Annotated in this window: 19 protein-coding genes; 7 read left to right on the top strand and 12 right to left on the bottom strand. The window is 32.7% G+C overall.

The annotated features are described in order from the left end of the window. Positions 1 to 70 precede the first annotated feature (70 nt). Positions 71 to 937, top strand: a complete 867-nt coding sequence (locus tag AABD74_RS01190) for a M48 family metalloprotease (RefSeq protein ID WP_232680905.1) — start codon at positions 71 to 73, stop codon at positions 935 to 937. A gap of 56 nt (positions 938 to 993) precedes the next feature. On the opposite strand, the gene AABD74_RS01185 is transcribed toward AABD74_RS01190, so the two are convergent. The 10 genes from AABD74_RS01185 to recF all read right to left on the bottom strand — a co-directional run bounded on the left by AABD74_RS01185 (position 994) and on the right by recF (position 9,995). Beyond that, positions 994 to 1,374, bottom strand: a complete 381-nt coding sequence (locus AABD74_RS01185) for a PH domain-containing protein (RefSeq protein ID WP_012022332.1) — start codon at positions 1,372 to 1,374, stop codon at positions 994 to 996. 219 nt (positions 1,375 to 1,593) lie between these two features. Beyond that, positions 1,594 to 2,427, bottom strand: a complete 834-nt coding sequence (locus AABD74_RS01180; protein ID WP_406844449.1) for an energy transducer TonB — start codon at positions 2,425 to 2,427, stop codon at positions 1,594 to 1,596. Between the two features lie 156 nt (positions 2,428 to 2,583). Beyond that, positions 2,584 to 3,135 (bottom strand): RNA polymerase sigma factor, encoded by a 552-nt coding sequence (locus AABD74_RS01175; RefSeq protein ID WP_232680909.1) that lies wholly within the window; start codon positions 3,133 to 3,135, stop codon positions 2,584 to 2,586. Beyond that, a complete protein-coding gene (locus AABD74_RS01170) occupies positions 3,126 to 4,232 on the bottom strand; it encodes a glycosyltransferase (RefSeq protein WP_406844448.1) in 1,107 nt (368 codons plus the stop codon). The genes AABD74_RS01175 and AABD74_RS01170 overlap by 10 nt, the downstream gene beginning before the upstream one ends. An 84-nt stretch (positions 4,233 to 4,316) precedes the next feature. Then, positions 4,317 to 4,931, bottom strand: coding sequence for an FMN-binding negative transcriptional regulator (locus AABD74_RS01165; RefSeq protein ID WP_406844447.1), 615 nt, complete (start codon positions 4,929 to 4,931; stop codon positions 4,317 to 4,319). A gap of 181 nt (positions 4,932 to 5,112) precedes the next feature. Further along, entirely contained in the window at positions 5,113 to 5,613 is a 501-nt protein-coding gene (locus AABD74_RS01160) for a hypothetical protein (protein ID WP_232680914.1), read from the bottom strand. Positions 5,614 to 5,652: 39 nt separating this feature from the next. Further along, positions 5,653 to 6,666: a UDP-N-acetylmuramate dehydrogenase gene (murB, locus tag AABD74_RS01155; RefSeq protein ID WP_232680916.1), complete on the bottom strand. Its 1,014-nt coding sequence runs from the start codon at positions 6,664 to 6,666 to the stop codon at positions 5,653 to 5,655. Between the two features lie 131 nt (positions 6,667 to 6,797). Continuing rightward, the gene (locus AABD74_RS01150) at positions 6,798 to 7,859 is read right to left on the bottom strand and encodes a glycosyltransferase (RefSeq protein ID WP_406844446.1); all 1,062 of its coding nucleotides are present in this window, start codon (positions 7,857 to 7,859) and stop codon (positions 6,798 to 6,800) included. A 241-nt stretch (positions 7,860 to 8,100) separates the two neighbouring features. Further along, positions 8,101 to 8,778, bottom strand: a complete 678-nt coding sequence (locus AABD74_RS01145) for a DUF2461 domain-containing protein (RefSeq protein ID WP_406844445.1) — start codon at positions 8,776 to 8,778, stop codon at positions 8,101 to 8,103. A 137-nt stretch (positions 8,779 to 8,915) separates the two neighbouring features. After that, positions 8,916 to 9,995 carry a DNA replication/repair protein RecF gene (gene recF, locus AABD74_RS01140; RefSeq protein ID WP_406844444.1) on the bottom strand — a complete coding sequence of 360 codons (1,080 nt, stop codon included), beginning with the start codon at positions 9,993 to 9,995 and terminating at the stop codon, positions 8,916 to 8,918. Between the two features lie 381 nt (positions 9,996 to 10,376). Between recF and AABD74_RS01135 the strand changes: the two genes are divergently transcribed. From AABD74_RS01135 to AABD74_RS01110, 6 genes are all read left to right on the top strand, one after another. Next, positions 10,377 to 11,156 carry a hypothetical protein gene (locus AABD74_RS01135; protein ID WP_232680923.1) on the top strand — a complete coding sequence of 260 codons (780 nt, stop codon included), beginning with the start codon at positions 10,377 to 10,379 and terminating at the stop codon, positions 11,154 to 11,156. Positions 11,157 to 11,240: 84 nt separating this feature from the next. Beyond that, complete coding sequence (gene ribH / locus AABD74_RS01130; RefSeq protein ID WP_232680924.1) at positions 11,241 to 11,813, top strand: 6,7-dimethyl-8-ribityllumazine synthase; 573 nt, start codon at positions 11,241 to 11,243, stop codon at positions 11,811 to 11,813. A gap of 176 nt (positions 11,814 to 11,989) precedes the next feature. Continuing rightward, on the top strand, positions 11,990 to 13,918 hold the full coding sequence (mutL, locus tag AABD74_RS01125; RefSeq protein WP_406844443.1) for a DNA mismatch repair endonuclease MutL: 1,929 nt from the start codon (positions 11,990 to 11,992) through the stop codon (positions 13,916 to 13,918). After that, positions 13,915 to 14,712, top strand: a complete 798-nt coding sequence (locus AABD74_RS01120) for a rhomboid family intramembrane serine protease (RefSeq protein WP_406844442.1) — start codon at positions 13,915 to 13,917, stop codon at positions 14,710 to 14,712. Before mutL ends, AABD74_RS01120 begins: the two co-directional genes overlap by 4 nt. A 45-nt stretch (positions 14,713 to 14,757) precedes the next feature. Continuing rightward, on the top strand, positions 14,758 to 15,621 hold the full coding sequence (locus AABD74_RS01115; protein WP_406844441.1) for a rhomboid family intramembrane serine protease: 864 nt from the start codon (positions 14,758 to 14,760) through the stop codon (positions 15,619 to 15,621). 16 nt (positions 15,622 to 15,637) lie between these two features. Continuing rightward, positions 15,638 to 16,690, top strand: a complete 1,053-nt coding sequence (locus AABD74_RS01110) for an endonuclease/exonuclease/phosphatase family protein (RefSeq protein WP_406844440.1) — start codon at positions 15,638 to 15,640, stop codon at positions 16,688 to 16,690. Between the two features lie 87 nt (positions 16,691 to 16,777). On the opposite strand, the gene AABD74_RS01105 is transcribed toward AABD74_RS01110, so the two are convergent. Together AABD74_RS01105 and lepB are read right to left on the bottom strand one after the other, a co-directional pair. Continuing rightward, positions 16,778 to 17,392 (bottom strand): WbqC family protein, encoded by a 615-nt coding sequence (locus tag AABD74_RS01105; protein ID WP_232680932.1) that lies wholly within the window; start codon positions 17,390 to 17,392, stop codon positions 16,778 to 16,780. A 178-nt stretch (positions 17,393 to 17,570) separates the two neighbouring features. Further along, the gene (gene lepB, locus AABD74_RS01100) at positions 17,571 to 19,124 is read right to left on the bottom strand and encodes a signal peptidase I (protein ID WP_232680933.1); all 1,554 of its coding nucleotides are present in this window, start codon (positions 19,122 to 19,124) and stop codon (positions 17,571 to 17,573) included. Between the last annotated feature and the right edge of the window lie 3 nt (positions 19,125 to 19,127).

Genomic DNA, 19,127 nt, shown 5'->3' with positions numbered 1-19,127 from the left:
AACTTAAAAGAATTTATTTTGAAATTTTATTTGTAATACATTTGGTGTTAAATTGTAAATTGAATTAGATATGAAAAAGAAAATTATCGCATTAGGGGTTTTGTTTGTTGTTTTTGGTTTTACAAAAATGAATGCACAGATTAATTTAGGTGAAAAAGCGATAGGAGCGGTTCAGAAAGGTGTAACAGCTTTCACTTTAACAAATGCTGATGCTGCAACACTTTCAAAAGAAGCAGTAGCTAAATTAGATACCGAAAATCAAGTAGCAGGACCAAATGATGGTTATACTTTGCGATTAAATAGAATTTTTGGAAAACATACAGCAGGTGATGGTTTTACTTTAAATTATAAAGTATATAAATTAAAAGAAGTAAATGCTTTTGCAACTGCAGATGGAAGTGTACGTGTGTATTCAGGATTAATGGATATCATGGATGATAACGAATTATTAGCCGTAATTGGCCATGAAATTGGTCACGTTGCTAATAATGATTCAAGAGATGCGATGCGTGCGGCTTACCAAAAAGAAGCATTAATTGATGGAGCATCATCACAATCTGCTAAAATATCTGCAGTAACAGACAGCCAGTTGGGAAAAATTGGAAGTGCTTTAATCGATAGTAAACACAGCCGTAAACAAGAAACAGAAGCTGATTTATACTCTTATAACTTCTTAAAGAAAAACGGTTATAATGTAAATGCTGAAGAATCTGCTTTCAGAATTTTAGCTAAAATGAGTGAAGGAGCCGAAGCTTCATTTATTGATCAAATGATGAGTTCGCATCCTGATTCTAAGAAAAGAGCTGATGATGCAAAGGCAAGAGCAGAAAAAGATGGAGTATACAAACCATACGTTCAGCAAAAAATCGATAATACAGTTCCTAAAAAGACAACTGCGAAAAAAACAACAAAGAAGACAACAACAAAGAAAAAATAGTTTTTGATATCATGTAAAAACGGCAAGTCTTAGATTTGCCGTTTTTTATTTTATAATTAACCTAAAACATGATGTGCTAAAACTTTTTGAACATCATATACGTTTACAGATTTATTAAATTGTTTTACGATACTAGGATTTAATTCACTTGACACCCAGATTTTTAGTTCGGCATCAAGGTCAAATGTTCCGGCTGTTTCTACGCTAAAACGAGTAATGCTTTTGTAAGCGATAGATTTGTATTCTGTTTTACTACCTGTTAATCCCTGAACATCTACTAAAATTAATCTTTTGTTTGTGAAGATAAAAGTATCACGAATAAGTTTGAATCCCATTTCAATTTCTTCGTTATCTGTTAAAAGCTGACCGTATTTTTTTAGTAAATCTTCCTGACTTACTGTACCGGCATTGCCCATAAGAGCTGAAAATATTCCCATTTTATTGTTTTTAAATTGATTAATTGTCTTTGAATATCTTGTAAAAATAAGTAAAATGGAGAATAAAAAAGTTTTCTAACCATTAAGAGATTAAGAAAAATTAAGACTTGGATTAGAAGCTCAACTTATTTTTCTTAATCTCTTAATGGTGAAATTCTATTTTTAGCCATAAAAAAAGCAGAACCTAAATTCTGCTTTTTCTTTTTCTATATTTTATTTTTATTCAGTTTGTCCTGTTTGTATTGTTATTGGAAGATTGTATGCCGTACGAACTGGTTTTCCAGCTAATATGCCCGGAGCCCATTTTGTTTTTAATGATTTTAAAACTCTAACAGCTTCTTTTCCCATTCCAAATCCTGGATCGTTTTTTACAATAATGTCAGTCATTGTACCGTCTTTTTCAATTACAAATGAAACGTAAACACGCAAAGTTCTTTCTGCATCCAATTCTGGTTTTGTAAAATTGTTACCAACATAAGTGTAAAACTTTTTAATTCCTCCAGGGAACTCTGGTAATTTGTCTAAAACACTTGTGTTTACAATTGTTGTTCCATTGCTGCCTGAATCAGCAATTGCTGGTTCTCCACCGCCAGTTCCTGGCACTGCATTTACTACCGTTCCATCTGTCCCTGTAGCATTGTCTACATGAGGAGTGTTATTAATGTTAGGTGCAATGTCTGGTGTTGCCTGATCTGATGTTACTATAACCGGATGTGTCAATTGGCTTGACTCCACTATTGGTGCCGCCGGTGCAGTTGATTGCACTGGAGGAGCAATAGGTTCCGTTGTTTTTGGTATTACTATTGGGTCAACATCTGTTAAATGAATAACAGGGTCAAAAGGAACTGGTTCCTCAACAGGATCATGTGTTCTAAATTTATTAATCAGCATCGATACACTTCCTAAGGCTGTTAGTAACAACAAGGCCATAAATAATGCCGTAACTGTTGTTTTAGAATTTTCCTGGCGTAATTGGTACGCTCCGTATTCTTTGTTTTTGTTTTCGAAAACAAGATCGATCCACTTGTTTTCATAGATGCTTAATTTAGTCATGATTTTTGGATTTTAAGGTTAAGTAACTTTAAATCATACGCGATATGGAATTGGGTTTTAGCAAACAACGCAGAAGTTGTTGTTTTAGTGTGTGAATAAATTATTTTTTTAAGAAAAAATATGATTATATTTTATTCTTTTTCTAAAGATAATAAATTATCTATTACGCTCGATGATTTCTGCCAGTAATTTTTTAGCACGAAGTAATTTTACTTTTACGCTGCTTAGAGGCTCATTAATTTTGTCGGCAATTTCCTGATAGGACATTTCCTGAAAATAACGAAGATGAATCACTTCCTGATAATGGGGTTTTAATTCTTTGATGCATAAAAGCAAACGGGAGAGGTTCTGCTCTTTAATTAATGCATCTTCTGCAGATGGAGTAGTGTCGGCAATATTATATGCCTGTTGATCTTCAGTATCAGTGATTTCTATAAAAAGATTGGTTTTCTTTTTACGTAATAAATCAATATAAACATTTTTTGCAATTGCAATTAACCAAGTGTTAAACTGAAATTCGGGGTTATAAGAACCTATTTTATCGAATGCTTTTGAGAAAGTTTCAATGGTGATATCTTCTGCCGTAGTTTCATTTTCTGTGCGTTTAAGCATAAAACCATAAACTTCATTCCAGAAATAATCTAATAAAAAAGTAAAGGCGACCTGGTCACCTTTTTTTGCTTTTTCTATTTTAGAATTTATTTCCAATATACAGGTTTTGAAAAAATATTAGTTATAAAGATATTAATTTGCGTTATAATAAGCACAATTTCTAATACAGGAAACCAAATTTTAATATCATTTTCTTTGAGTTTTCCTGCAGAAAAGCCAATTACTGTCCAAACTACAGTATAACGTGTTGCTAAAATTGCTGCAACAGCAATCCACTGAAACTGAAAAGCCAGCAGGATTATAACTAATAAAAAGAAAAATAATTGTGAAACAAAGAAAAGTCCTAATTGAAATTTATCAAAAAATTTATAATGTTCAGCCGTAGAAACGTGTCTTCGTTTTTGTGTAAACCAGTCTTTATAAGATTCTTTTGGGTTTGAATAAGTAAAGCTTTCCGGTGTATATGATATTGTAGTATTCGATTTGTTTGCAGCCTGATTGATAAATAAATCATCGTCGCCGGAACGTACCTGGATATGATCAATAAAACCATTTACATTGAAAAATTCGTCTTTTTTATAAGCTAAATTTCTCCCAACACCCATATACGGAAGTCCTGCTTTTGCCCAGGAAAAATACTGAACAGCAGTTAAAACAGTTTCAAAACGAATAATTTTGTTTAATAAAGAATTTTCTATTTTTTCATAGCCACCATAACCTAAAACTATAGTTTTTTCTGTGGTAAATTGCGAAGCCATTGTAGTAATCCATTCTTTCGAAGTAGGATAACAATCTGCATCTGTAAATAATAAGTATTCTTTTTTTGCAGCTTTAATTCCTAAGGTTAAAGCGTATTTTTTATTTCCCCAAAAAGCTTCGTTGTTTTCAACTTTAACCAAGCGGATGTTCTGATATTTTTGCTCAAATTCTTCAAATACTTCAAGGGTTTCATCACTCGATGCATCGTCAATTAAAACAATTTCAAAATCAGGATAATTTTGTTCTGCTAATAACGGAATAAATTTCTTTACGTTTTCTTCTTCATTTTTTGCACAGACAATAACAGAAACCGGAACATTTTTTGGTTTAACATCTTGAGGTTTACCAAAAGCAAATTTTCCAAAAATCCCTAAATAATAGAAAAGTTGAATAAAAACAATAGCAATAAAAAAGTAAAGTAAAATTATAAGCATATGGTCTTAATGTCTGTTAATGTTCCAAATTTTGCGAGAACAAAGGTAGTTATGAATTCCTAATTTTCAATGTTTAATCCTAATTTACTTTCGGCATTTTGACATTTCTTTTGCAATAGCAATAGACTGAGGGTTTTCTGTTTTTTCCAGCTCCGAAATTATGTTTTTATAATTGTGGTCGTCGCGGTTTTGAGACAATTTTTTAGTGGCCTGAATTTCATTAATTTCTATTTCAAAACCAAAAATTCCTCTGGCTTCGCGCATGGTTTTGGCAGATAAATTTTCAACGCGAACTGGGTTTTCAGAGTTTGCTTCGTATTTGTCAACAAGCTTTTTGAGCTGCTCTACAGTTGTGGTGTAATCTACAATTTTGATTCTTCCGTAAACATGTACAGCTATATAATTCCATGTTGGAACATTTTCATGATCGTACCAAGAGGATGAAATATAGCTATGCGGACCTGTAAAAATGGCTAAAACCTGGTCGTTTTCTGCAAAACCTTCAGCTTGTGGATTCAGTTTAGAAATATGCCCTTGAAGGATTTCTTTTCCATCAGCGTTAATTTCTAATTCTATCGGAATATGCGTTGCACATAATTTTCCGTTAGTCTGATTGATCAGGATTCCAAAACTATTCTCTTTTAAAAAAGTTCTGATTGATTCCGGATCTTCATCTTTATATAATTCTGGTGTGTACATTTTCTGAATTTGCTTTCAAGATTTTTTTGTTACTGCGTTCACTTCAGCATCAATATGAATTCTTGAATTTTTCAAAACGAAGATAAAGATTTGTTGATAATTCAAAGGTACTTTCTATAACTTTTTCGGTTTTTGATGTTGTTAATTTATAAGGAAGATTTTTTAATCATCAGTTTAAATTTCAGCTCAATTTTTTTGAGTTCAAATAAATTTGAATTACGCTTAGGTATAAAATAGTAACACCGATAAAAGTAAAAATTATTCCTTCGATTAAACATTGTGTTCCAAAATCATCAGAAAATAAGGTTCTAACGGGACGAAATAATTGTGATACTATTTCTTTTCTGAAAAACTTAACTCTCAACAGAATGTATAATACAATTGCAACTATAATTGAATTGAGTGATGAAAGTTTACTCTTCCAGTTTACAAAAGAAAGTATAGCAATTCCAATCAATGAACCTAAAAATATCCAGACATATACACTTGGCCAAAAGTTAAAAACACCTTCATCTGCGGGTAATAATTTATTCCAGTATTGTGAGTGCTGATATTGAGAATGTGTTTCTGCCCAGATGATTTTTTCAGATACTGTATAAAATCTAAGCTGCAGAATACCATTTATAAGGAAAATCATTCCGAATATTTGGAGTAAAATAACTTTGATATTTAATTCTTTCATTAAGGTTTGGTTGGTAAGCTTGTAAAGTATGAGTTTTTTTTAAATCACATTTACTTCGGCTTCAATTTGAATGCCGAAGATTTCAAAAACTGTTTGCTGCACCTGTTTTGAAACGTCTAAAATTTCCCGGCCGGTTGCGTTTCCGTAATTTACTAAAACCAAAGCCTGATTTTTATGAACTCCGGCATCACCAAAGCGTTTTCCTTTAAAGCCTGCCTGTTCAATAAGCCATCCTGCAGGTACTTTTACTTCGGTTGGAGAAACTTCATAAAACTTCATTTCAGGAAATTTTTGATGGATTTTTTCGAAATCAGATTTCAATAAAATGGGGTTTTTAAAGAAACTGCCACTGTTTCCTAATTCTTTAGGATCAGGTAATTTGCTTTGCCTGATAGCAATTACAGCGTTGCTTACATCTTTTAAAGTAGGTTCAGAGACATTATTCTTAGCCAATTCAGCCAAAATATCTCCGTAAGATGTATTGATTTTATGATTGCGTTTTGTCAATTTATAAATTACCGAAGTAATAATAAATTGATCTTTTACTTCGTGTTTAAAAATGCTTTCGCGGTAACCAAAATTACATTCGGTGTTGGTAAAAGTTTTTATTTCCTGAGTTTCAATGTTCATCGCTTCGCAGGAAACAAAAGTATCTTTAATTTCAGTTCCATAAGCACCAATATTTTGAACAGGAGTTGTACCGACATTTCCCGGAATTAGAGACATATTTTCTAATCCGCCAAAATTGTTGTCGATTGTCCAAAGCACAAAATCATGCCATACTTCGCCAGCCTGACTTTCAACCCAGACAAAATCATTGTCTTCTTTAATAATCTTTTTGCCTTTTAAATCGATATGAATAACCAATGCGTCAATATCTTTTGTTAAAAGCATATTGCTCCCGCCGCCAAGAATAAATTTTTTCTCGTTTTTGTTTTTTTCTAAAATAGTTTTCAGTTCTTCAACAGAGTGTACTGCAGTAAATTTTTTAGCTTTGGCTTCTATGCCGAAAGTATTATAGTTTTTTAAAGAAAAATTGGATTGGATATGCATGTGTAAAAGGCTTTTTAATCTGAGGTCAAAAGTAAGGATTATAATTTTTTTCTAACCGCAAAGAACACAAAGTTTTACGCTAAGGGCATAAACCTTAGCGAACTTTGCGTAAAACTTTGTGTTCTTTGCGGTTAAATTGCTTTTCGGGAATCTAAAAGTTCATGATATTTATCCGCAATAACCTTCATATTAATATTATAATTAGCATTTTCCTCTACAAATTTTCTATTTCGAATAATTGCCTCATTTCGGGATTCAGGATTTTCAAAAGACCAAATTAATTCATCGGCAAGCATTTCAATATTATCAATTTCAATTAATTGTCCGTTTTCACGATGCGTAATCCAGCTTTGATTTCCCGGAATATCTGAAACTACAGGATAACAATTGCAGGCCATAGCCTCAAATAATGATGCCGAAACACCTTCGGTAATTGGCATGCTGATATAAATATTCGATTGCTGTAATAATTTTGGCAGTTCTGTATTTGGGATTCTTCCTGTAAAAATTATTTTGTTTTCGATTTGCAGTTCTTTAGCTAAATCTTTTAAAAATTGCAGCCTTGTTCCATCGCCAACAATAGTCAGCGAGAAATCAATTCCCTTTTGATGTAAAATACCAAATGCTTTTAAAATAGAATCATGTCGATATTCCGGTTGCAGCGATCTCGTAACAATCGCTTCAATTTTATTTGAATGGTTTGCTGAAGGTGTAAAAAGCGATAAATCAATCCCTTTGGGAAGAACCAAAACTTTGTTCATGTCAACGCCAATGGCTTTCATGGAAATCGTCATAACTGGCCCCCAGGCATGAATTAAGTGCGCTTTTTTGAAAGCATATTTCTGAATGAATTTCTTAAATGGATATAAAACAGAATTTTCCGGCCATAAATCAGTTCGGCCTTGCTGTGCTATTGCTATAGTTTTTGAACCTGATAAAGCAGCAAGAAATCCATAACTTGTAGTTCTTTCAGCAATAACCATATCGGGTTTTTCATTTCTGATTATTTTTCGAATAGAAACAGGAGCGAAGAAATATTCTAAAATGCGTTTGAATCGGTTGAGTTTAGAATTACTCGGAGATTGAAGTTCCCAGGTAATTATTTCAAAATCGCCAAATTCTTTCAAGCCTTTCATCCAGGTTATAGCATCGGCACGGTATGATTCACCAAGAAAAAGTATTTTTCTTTTCATTAAAATGAGTTTTTTTGCCGCAGATTTCACAGATTAAAAGGATTTATAGTAAAGTTGTCACGAATTGCACAAATTTCCACAAATTTTTAATTGTGATTGGTTTAATTTTGACAAAGTTTAAAAAATTTTGTCAAATTCATTAATTCGCGCTAATTTGTGTAATTGCTTCGCCTGTTCGCTATCGCTCAGGTCGTGGCGAAAAAAAAATCATTTTAATCTGTGAAATCTGTGGCAGATAAAATTAAGATTCATCAGTGTCTAAAGCACGATTTATGAATTCGTTTAAAGGTTTTAAAGCAATCAGTTTTTTACTCATTTTTGAAACGAAATCTTTTTGAGTCACTTCAGAAATATCATATTTTTGAGACGCTGTAAAACTTTTCAACTTTAAAAATTCAATAGCCGGATGATCTTTTTCATAACCTCTCGGCGGATTTTTAAGCGAATTATTTTCATCAACATCTAAACTTCCAAATTCTTTCTTAAAGTTTTTATCGGCTACAATTGCTTCCAAATCATCATGGAAAAAAGCAATTTCCTTGCGGACTTTTTTTAAATCTTCTGCTTCAGGTGAATAAAATCCACCTGCTATAAAACTAGCTCCTTTTTCAATGTGAACATAATATCCGGAACGGTTTAAGCCTTTTGCGCCAGATGAAAGCCAGATACCTAAATGTGCTTTATAAGGAGATTTGTCTTTAGAAAAACGAATGTCTCGGTTAATTCTAAAAGTACAGTTTTTAACTTCCAATAATTCCAGCGAAGGATCAAGAGGTTTCATTACATCCAGAAAATCACTCACTAATTGATGATAATCTTTTTTGAAGATTTCATAACGCTTTTTATTGTCCTGAAACCAGTCTCTATTGTTGTTCTTTTTTAAATCGTCTAAAAACTGTAATGATTCTTTCGTAAGCATATTATGTGTTTTTATTGCAGTTGTTTTAAGTTCGCCACTAATTACACGAATTTACACTAATTTTTTAATTGCTTATCGCACAACTTTGACAAAGTTTTAATTCGTGAAAATTCGTGTAATTAGTGGCAAAAAAAACTTTATAAATTAAATATCTTATAGGTTTGATGCGTAGATTTTACAATTGCTTCAGTTCGTTCCGGGTGTGTATCTGAAATAAAAAGCTGTCCAAAAGTTTCACTGTTTACCATTTCGACAATTTTGGCAACACGGGTTTCGTCCAGCTTATCAAAAATATCATCAAATAATAAAATAGGTTTTACACCGCTTTGTTTTTTTAAAAACTCAAACTGAGCCAGTTTTAATGCAATCAAAAAAGATTTTTGCTGTCCCTGCGATCCGAATTTTTTTATAGGATGCGAATCAATTTCAAAAGATAAATCATCTTTATGAATTCCGGAACTTGTATAATGCAGTGCGCGATCTTTATTGATGGTTTCTTGCAAAAGTGTCAATAAATCTTTTTCGAACAAATGACTTTCATAAACTAACTGAACTGTTTCTTCAGAACCGGTTATTGCTTGATGATGTACATTAAATATAGGTATAAATTGTTCCAGGAAATCTTTTCTCTTTTCAAAAATCGATTTTCCGTATTCATTTAACTGCTCATTATATATAGATAAGGTATCATTATCAAAAGTATGATTGAGCGCAAAATATTTTAAAAGTGCATTTCGCTGTACAATTACTTTTTGATATTGAATAAGCTGATGCAGATAAGTCGAATCTAACTGCGAAATAACACTGTCCATAAACTTACGGCGTGTTTCACTTCCTTCAACAATTAAATCACGGTCAGCAGGAGAAATAATTACGAGCGGAATAAAACCAATATGATCTGAAAATTTATCATAAGCCTTTCCGTTTCTTTTTAAAATCTTCTTTTGGCCTTTTTTTAAACTGCAGACAATTTGTTCCGTTCTGTCGTTTTTTTCTAATTCGGCATCAATGACAAAAAACTCTTCTCCATGTTTGATGTTTTGAACCGCCAGCGGATTAAAATAACTTTTTCCGTAAGCCAGATGATAAATGGCATCCAGTACATTGGTTTTTCCAATTCCATTTTTTCCAACAAAACAATTGATCTTGATGTCGAAATCAAAACTGGCTTCAGCGAAATTTTTATAATTGAATAAAGAAATTTTGTTTAAATGCATTTTTAAGAGACTTCTAAAAAGATAAAATTTGATGTTTTCTATTAATTTGCTGCCTTTTTTCTTCTGCCACAGATTAAAATGATTAAAAAGATTTTTTTACAGAGACTCTTTAATCTGTGAAAATCTGTGAAATCTGTGGCTAAAACCAAGCTTTAGCTCAGAAAAATGTTATTTGAAACATCAAAAATTTGAGGGTGCAAATTATCGAAAATTATCGATATAAAGGACTTTTGGCGCGTTTCAAGTTGATTTATTTTGGTGCTGATGCGAAAGGAGTTAGGATTATTAAAAATATTTGTTTTAAAATAGTGATAAAATTGATTTTTTTTGCCTCAGTTTCAAGAAAAATTTTATTTTTGCCGTTCACTAAATTAATTTTAAATGGCTACTTACAATAAAAGAGGATATAAAGCACCAAAAGAAAAGGAAGTTAAAGAAGTAAATGAAGAACAACAGGTAATTATTGACGAAAAAGACAGTACAACAGCTGGTGTTTTTTCTAAATTAGATGAAACTGCTTCAAGAACTGAGGATTGGGTTGCTAAAAATCAAAAAATCATTATTGGTTTAGTTGCTGGTATTGCAGTTGCTACTATTGGTTATTTGGCTTACCAAAAATTTATTGAAAATCCTAAACAAGACGAAGCTGCAAACGAAATGTTTGTTGCACAACAGAACTTTCAAAAAGCTGTTGATGGTGTTGCAAGTGATTCATTATATAAATTAGCATTAAACGGGTCTGAAGGTAAATTTGGATTTGTAAAAATCGCTGACGAATATTCTGGGACTGACGCTGGAAATTTAGCAAATTACTATGCTGGTATGGCATATTTAAATACAGGTAAATTTGATGATGCTATTAAGTATTTAGGAGAATTTAAATCAGATGATTTAATCTTAAGCGCTCTGGCTAAAGGAGCAATTGGAGATGCTTACTCTCAAAAAAACAATCAAAAAGAAGCTTTAAACTATTATGTAAAAGCTGCCGAGGCTAACAAAAACGATTTTACAACACCTCGTTTCTTGTTAAAAGCTGCTAAAACAGCAATTGCTTTAGGTCAAAAAGAAGATGCTTTAAAATATCTAAACGATATTAAAGATAACTTCGATGCAGCTCCAGAAGCTGGTGCTGTTGATGCCTTGATTGGATTAGCGCAATAATATTATTGTAGAGTTAAGATTTTAGATTTTAGATTTGTATTTTTACAATCTGAAATCAAAATTCTAAAATCTTAAATATTAAAGATGGCTACTGAAAATAAAAATTTATCAGAATATGATAAAAACACAATCCCAAATGCGAAAGACTTTCGATTTGGGATTGTTGTTTCTGAGTGGAACGATGTTATAACAGAAGGACTTTACAATGGCGCTTTTGACGCACTAATTGATTGTGATGTTCCCGCGCAGCAAATTATTCGCTGGAATGTACCAGGGAGTTTTGAGCTTATCTATGGTGCAAAAAAAATGCTTCAAACACAAAACGTTGATGCAGTAATCGTAATTGGATGTGTAATTCAAGGAGAAACCAAGCATTTTGATTTTGTTTGTGAAGGTGTAACGCAGGGAATTAAAGATTTGAATGTTCAAACAGATATTCCGGTTATTTTTTGTGTTTTAACAGATAATAATATGCAGCAGTCAATTGACAGAAGCGGCGGTGCTCACGGAAACAAAGGGACTGAAGCCGCAATTGCTGCCATAAAAATGGCATACATTCGTCAGCAGGCCTCTATCTCGCATCCTTTTAATCAGCCTTTATTGACTTCTGGTGCACTTCAGATAGAAGATTCTCCAAGAAAAATAGAGAACGAATAAAAACACATTTGTTTTAAAATATTAAAACCTATACTGTGTCATAATAGTATAGGTTTTTTGTTTTTTTTATGATTTCACATATTCAAAAAGCCAGTATAAATTCACTAAATTTGTGCAGCTTGGTTTAGATTTAAATCAAAAATCTTAAATCGTTAATCTACAATCTAAAATTTTCAATGTCGAGTATTATTCAATTACTTCCTGATCACGTTGCTAACCAAATTGCTGCTGGAGAAGTGGTTCAAAGACCCGCCTCAGTTGTAAAAGAGCTGTTAGAAAATGCTGTTGATGCAAAGGCAACTGATATTAAATTGATTATAAAAGACGCCGGTAAATCATTGGTTCAGGTTATTGATAATGGCGTGGGAATGACCGTTACAGATGCACGTTTGTGTTTTGAACGTCACGCTACATCAAAAATTCGCCAGGCCGAAGATTTGTTTTCTCTTGCTACAAAAGGTTTTCGCGGCGAAGCATTGGCTTCTATTGCGGCAATCGCACACATGGAGATGAAAACTAAACAAGAACAGGATGAACTAGGAACACATATTGTTATTGAAGGGAGTAAATTTGTTTCGCAGGAAGTGGCTGTTTTACCAAAAGGAACATCATTTGCCGTTAAGAATTTGTTTTTTAATATTCCGGCGCGTCGTAATTTCTTAAAATCAGATACAGTTGAATTTCGCCATGTAATGGATGAATTTCAACGCGTGGCGTTAGCGCATCCAAATATTCATTTTAGTTTTTATCATAACGGAAGCGAATTGTATAATCTTCCCGCAGCAGGATATCGTCAGCGTATTGTTGGGATTATGTCAGGTAAAACCAATGAAAAATTAGTTCCAGTAAATGAAGATACAGAAATTATAAATGTTCAGGGATTTGTCTGTAAACCAGAATTTGCCAAGAAAAATAGGGGAGAACAATTCTTTTTTGTAAACGATCGTTTCATAAAAAGCGGTTATCTGCATCATGCAGTTATGGCAGCTTATGACGGACTTTTGAAAGATGGTTCTCAGCCAAGTTATTTCTTATATCTGCAAGTGCCGCCCAATACAATCGATATCAATATTCATCCCACAAAAACCGAAATTAAGTTTGATGATGAACAAGCCTTATATGCTATTTTAAGAGCTTCGATCAAACATAGTTTAGGGCAGTTTAATGTGGCTCCGGTTTTAGATTTTGACAGAGATTCAAATTTAGATACACCTTATCATTATAAAGATGTAGAAGCAGAAGTGCCAACAATTCAGGTTGATGGAACTTTTAATCCTTTTACAGATGATAAAACCAATCAACATTACACAAAAGCGGGTTCAGGATCAAGTTCTGGTTATAGTTCAGGATCTTCTTCCTCTTCAAATTCATCTTCGTCTTATTCAGGCTATTCAAAAAGAGTAGAGCCAACAGTAAGCTGGGAAAGTTTGTATGTTGGTTTAGATACAGAAAATGCTGAAAGTATCGAAAGTTCACCATTTACATTCGAAAATGAAGAAGTAACATCATCTTTATTTAATGATGATGAAGTTGAACAGGCAGCTCAGAAAACGTATCAAATTCATAAAAAATATATTGTTTCGCCAATAAAATCAGGAATGATAATCGTTGATCAGCAGCGTGCGCATCAACGTATTTTATACGAACAATTTTTGTTGAATATGACTGTGAACCAAGCTTCAAGTCAGAAATTGCTTTTTCCTTTAGATTTATTTTATTCTTCTGCAGAAATGAAATTAATCGAAGAATTAAAACCTTCATTAGAAACAACCGGATTTATTTTTGAAGAAGTCAAAACAGATCATATTGTAATTTCGGGAATTCCGGTAAACATTACCGAAAGTGAAGTTTCTATTGTAATTGAACAATTACTAAGCGATTTGCAGGACGGAATTCCGGCAAGCAGTTACAGTCAAAATGATACCATTGCTAAATCGATGGCAAAAAGTTTAGCGGTTAAAACAGGATCTTATTTAACCGAAAAAGAACAAGATGATTTAGTAAACGGTTTGTTTGCTTGTAAAGATCCTAATATTTCACCTTTTCAAAAACCTACCTTCATCACTATGCGTGTTGAAGATATAGATAAAAAGTTTGCCTTATGATGAATATGACTCCAGTAGTTAAACAACTGCTAATTATTAATATTATATTTTTTATTGGTGCTCAGCTGGTGCCGGTTTCTTATGAATATTTTTCAATGTATTATCCGGAAAGCGATAATTTTAGGATTTGGCAGGTTATTACCCACATGTTTATGCATGCACCATTGCCAAACTTTGCCCATATTTTATTTAATATGTTTGCATTATATAGTTTTGGTTCTGCGCTAGAGCATTTTTGGGGAGGAAAAAAATTCTTGTTTTTTTACATTTCCTGCGGACTTGGAGCAGCATTACTTCATACAGGAGTGAATTATCTGCAATTACAATCTCTTTTAAATTCTGTGTCAGATTTAAATTTATCTAAAGCTGACCTTCATTTGATTTTGAATACAAGATATGAATCTGGCGAAATTATACAAGGTGAGGTTGCAGCTATTCTAAAAAACGCACAATGTACTCAAGAACAATTTAATGTTTTAGGACAGGCAGCCGGAATTGTACAGTCCCCTGTGTTAGGTGCTTCCGGAGCAATTTATGGTTTATTGACTGCGTTTGCTTTTATGTTTCCTAATGCGCAGCTTGCTTTGTTATTTATTCCGGTTCCAATCAAAGCAAAGTATTTCGTTCCTGGAATTTTGGCAATCGATTTGTTTTTAGGATTTAAAGGAAGTTCATTATTTGGAAGCGGCGGAACAGGAATTGCACATTTTGCACATATTGGCGGTGCAGTTGCTGGTTTTTTAATGATGTTGTACTGGAAAAAAAATCAGTTTAACAATAATCGATGGAATTAATTTTTAACTTTAATTAATTAAATTTAAAAACCAAAAGAAGACTTTATGAATATTCTTGACGATTTAAAACTTCAATATAAATTAGGCGGCATTGCAATGCAGGTTATTTATTGGAACATCGCCTGTTTTCTTGTTTCGCTAATTTTTTTCTATCAGTTTTCAACTGGTCAGTTTGTTTTTCCAAACTGTCTGGCATTATCGTCAGATCCTCAGGTTTTCATTTTTAAGCCCTGGACATTTTTAACGTATGCATTTTTTCATTTCGGATTTTTGCACTTGTTATTTAATATGATGGTGCTAAACTTCGCCAGTAATTTATTCCTGACCTTCTTTACTCAAAAACAATACTTAGGTTTATATATTTTAGGTGCAATTTTTTCAGGAATCGTTTTTGCATTAAGTTTTTATGTTCTAGGAACTTCTGCTTCGATGGTTGGTGCATCGGCTGCTATTATGGCAATTTTAGTTGCTGCTACAACGTATCAGCCTTTAATGAATGTTAGATTATTTCTTTTCGGAAACGTAAAGCTTTGGCATATTACAGGCGTAATTTTGCTTTTAGATTTAATGCAGTTACGTCTTGAAAATATGGGCGGACATATTTCGCATTTAGCCGGAGCATTCTTCGGATTCATCTTTATTAAACTGCTTCAAAACGGAACAGATTTGAGTATTATTGTTTCTAAGGTATTGGACTTTTTTGCCAATCTATTTAGAAAATCCCCAACGACCCCATTTAAAAAAGTTCATAAAAATTACAAAAAACCTACAGAAAAAACTTCATCGAGAATTGTTACAAAAGACAAAACGCAGCAGCAAATTGATGAGATTTTAGATAAAATCAGCCAGTCTGGATATGACTGCCTGACAAAAGAAGAAAAAGAGTTTTTATTTAAAGCTGGAAAATAATCCTTAGCAAAAAAATATGAAAAACCTTTCGTGGTTTAATAAAATAATGTTCTTTTTGAATATAGTACTGACTGTGCTTACATTTAGTGTCTATGTTTTGCCGTTTTTAGCACCTAAGAGCTTTCCGCTTTTATCGGTGCTTACTTTGTTTATGCCGGCCTTTTTTGTGGCAAACGGACTCTTCTTTTTATATTGGGCAATTCAGTTTAAAAAACGCCTTATTTTATCTGGTTTGGTTTTGCTTACCGGAATTACTTTTATCAGCAAATTCTATAAATTCTCGGCTAAAGAATACGTAAAAGACGAAAGGGATTTTTCTGTAATGAGTTATAATGTGCGCCTTTTTAATGTCTTTAAATGGCTGGACCGTGATGATATCCCGGAAAATATAAAAGCATTTATTGATGAAAAAGACCCGGATATTTTATGTATTCAGGAATATTCAAACTCAGCGCATCTGGATTTAAAAGTGTATCCGCACCGCTATATTTTTATTGACGGAAACCAGATTAAAACCGGACAGGCAATATTTTCTAAATTTCCAATTATAAACGAAGGCAATATTATTTTTCCTAAATCAGATAATAATGTGATTTATGCTGATATTAAACGCGGGAAAGACGTAATTCGTGTTTATAATATGCACTTGCAGTCGATTAAAATTTCTCCTGATGTAAGTGAGATCTCTGATGATATTGATAAGGTAAACCAGCAGAAATCTCAGCGTATTTATGCCAGAATCAGCAAAGGTTTTACACAGCAGCAGGAACAGGCTGAAATTTTTAAAGATAACATCAAACAATGCAAGAATCCGATTATTATTTGCGGAGACATGAACAACAGTCCGTTTTCATATGTTTACCGTAATATTAAAGGAAAACTTAAAGATGCTTTTGAAGAAGCAGGAGAAGGTTTTGGAGCGACTTATAAATTTAAATATTACCCGGCCAGAATCGATTATATTTTTACAGATACTAAAATGAAAGTAAAGCAGTTCGAAAGCTTTTCTGATTTTGAAAATTCAGATCATTACCCAATAATGACCAGACTTTCAATAGAACAGTTTTAGTAGAGAGTTTTAAAAAAAGTTATGAGTTAGAAGTTATGAGTTATAAATCATCATTACACTTCAAACTCATAAATCTTGACTTATAACTTATATTAGTTGCTGAGTTTTTAAGTAATCCATTGCAAACTTACCTTCGTTAAAAAGTAAATCCAAAACACTTAAATTGTTAATGAAACCATGTTTGTCATCAAAAACCTGAGTGTATTTTTCAAAAGAATTTTGATCTTTTTTTCCATTTGCCAGGTATCTGAAATCAGAAATATTTTCAACTTCATGAAAATATTCAGCAGTTTTGCCAAATTCTAATTTCATTCGGAGACATTTTGTAACCGTATCAAAAACTTCCATATTTAAATCCATCAGGAAAGTATGTTTCTTTTCGAAAATAGGAACGATATCATCTTCAAAATACTCAAAGAACGGAGAACTTCTATAAGCTGCCTCTAAGGATTTAAAATGCTGTTTCTGCCAGTCAAATTCGTTTTCAATCAAAACATCTTTTGTTTTTTGATGAGCAGATTTAGAATGCTTAACAGGAATGTTTAATAATTGAATTCCATTCGGACTATAGATATACGTTCTGTTTCTATTTGTCTGCTTTTGAAAATTATCTTCCATTTCAAAAGTTATATTCTCAGATTGAGCCATAACTGCAAAGTGGCTAATTGATGGAAAATATGTAGGAAGTAATAAGGAATTCATAGTGTGTCTAAAGTTTTAAAGTCAAAAGTCAAAAGTCATAAAACAAGTTTTGAAGCTTGGCTTTATGACTTTAGACTTTTAAACGTTTGGCTATATTTGTTTAAAAGTTTCAGGTTTCAAGTTTCAGGTTGTGAGAACTTGAAACTTGAAACCTGAAACAAAAATAACTTTTTTTTAATTATGCTTTATTCTGTTTTCTTTTTCTCCAGAAGAATTCTCCAACAAAGTATAGTGCAAGAATAATTAGGAAATATTTGAAATACGATTGCGGCTGTCCTTCGCCGTCAACGGTAGTGAAAACTCTGCTCCAGCGAATTTTGTTAATACCTTTTCCGTTTGTGTCCCAGCTCATCCAGATGAAAACTGGTTTTCCTACAATGTGATTTTCCGGTACATAACCCCAATAACGACTATCTTCAGAGTTGTGACGGTTGTCTCCCATCATCCAATAGTAATTTTGTTTGAAGGTATAAGTGTTCGTTTCTTTTCCGTTTATGATAAATTTAGAGCCGCTTAGTTCTAAAGTGTTTCCTTCGTAATTCGTGATGATCTCTTTATAAAACGGAAGAGATGTATTCGTTAAAGCAACTGTTTTACCAGCTTCCGGAATATAAATTGGGCCAAAATTATCCTGATTCCATTTGTTAATATGAGGGAAAATGGCATTGTCATTTCCTTTGTCAATCTCTCTTTTTACAGCAGTAACGCCAGGAGTATTTCTTAAACGTTCAGCACTTGCTTCGGTCAGAGCTCTAAAATAAAGCGTATCTCTTTTTTCAGTTCTAAAACCTGCTGGATCTGTAATGTCTAATTCTTTAAATAAAGATTCAAAATCAATAGATGTTTTTCCGTCTAAAGCTACAGAATAAGAATATTGAGGTTTTGCTCTTTCAGGTAAAATAAGTTTTTTTCCGTTGATAAAAACTAAGCCGTCTTTAATTGATAAACTGTCGCCAGGAATACCAACACATCTTTTTACATAATTTGATTTTTTATCGATTGGTTTAATAACACCCGGTCTTCCTTTTGGCTCATAAAAATAATGTACCGTATCAACCGGCCAGTTGAATACTACGATGTCATTTCTTTTTATTTGTTCAAAAGCCGGAAGCCTGAAATAGGGTAATTGCGGCCAGCTTAAATATGATTTTCTTTTCGTTAACGGGATAGAATCGTGAACCATTGGCAGAGCAATAGTTGTCATTGGAACCCTTGGGCCATAATTTACCTTACTTACGAACAGGAAATCTCCAATTAATAATGATTTCTCTAAGGAAGAAGTTGGAATTGTATAAGGCTGAATAACGTAAGTATGTACTAAAGTGGCAACAATAATTGCAAAAAGTAAAGAGCTTACAGTATCTGCTGTTTTGTTTTCAGGAGTTAATTTTCTGTCAGCGTTATATTCTAATTTCTGTGTGTAATTTACATAGTAGATGTAAAAACCAAGAGTAAAAATCCCTAAAATAGTATCTAAAGTTGATTTTTTGCCAAACGTTCTAAGTGTTTCAACCCAAACAACCGGAAACATAATTAAGTTAATAATTGGAATGAAAAGTAATAATGTCCACCAGGTTGGGCGGCTGATAATTTTCATTAAAACAATTGAATTATATACCGGAATTGCCGCTTCCCAGCTTTTTCTCCCTGCTGTTTGATACAATTTCCAAGTACCAACGAAATGAATAATTTGAACAGCTAAGAAAAATACGAACCAAGAGTAAAGAGTCATAAT

Source organism: Flavobacterium soyae, assembly GCF_045348165.1.
GTDB classification, from domain to species: Bacteria; Bacteroidota; Bacteroidia; order Flavobacteriales; family Flavobacteriaceae; genus Flavobacterium; species Flavobacterium soyae.
Note: the sequence above shows the minus strand (reverse complement) of the source record. Positions and strands in the feature narration are given on the sequence as shown.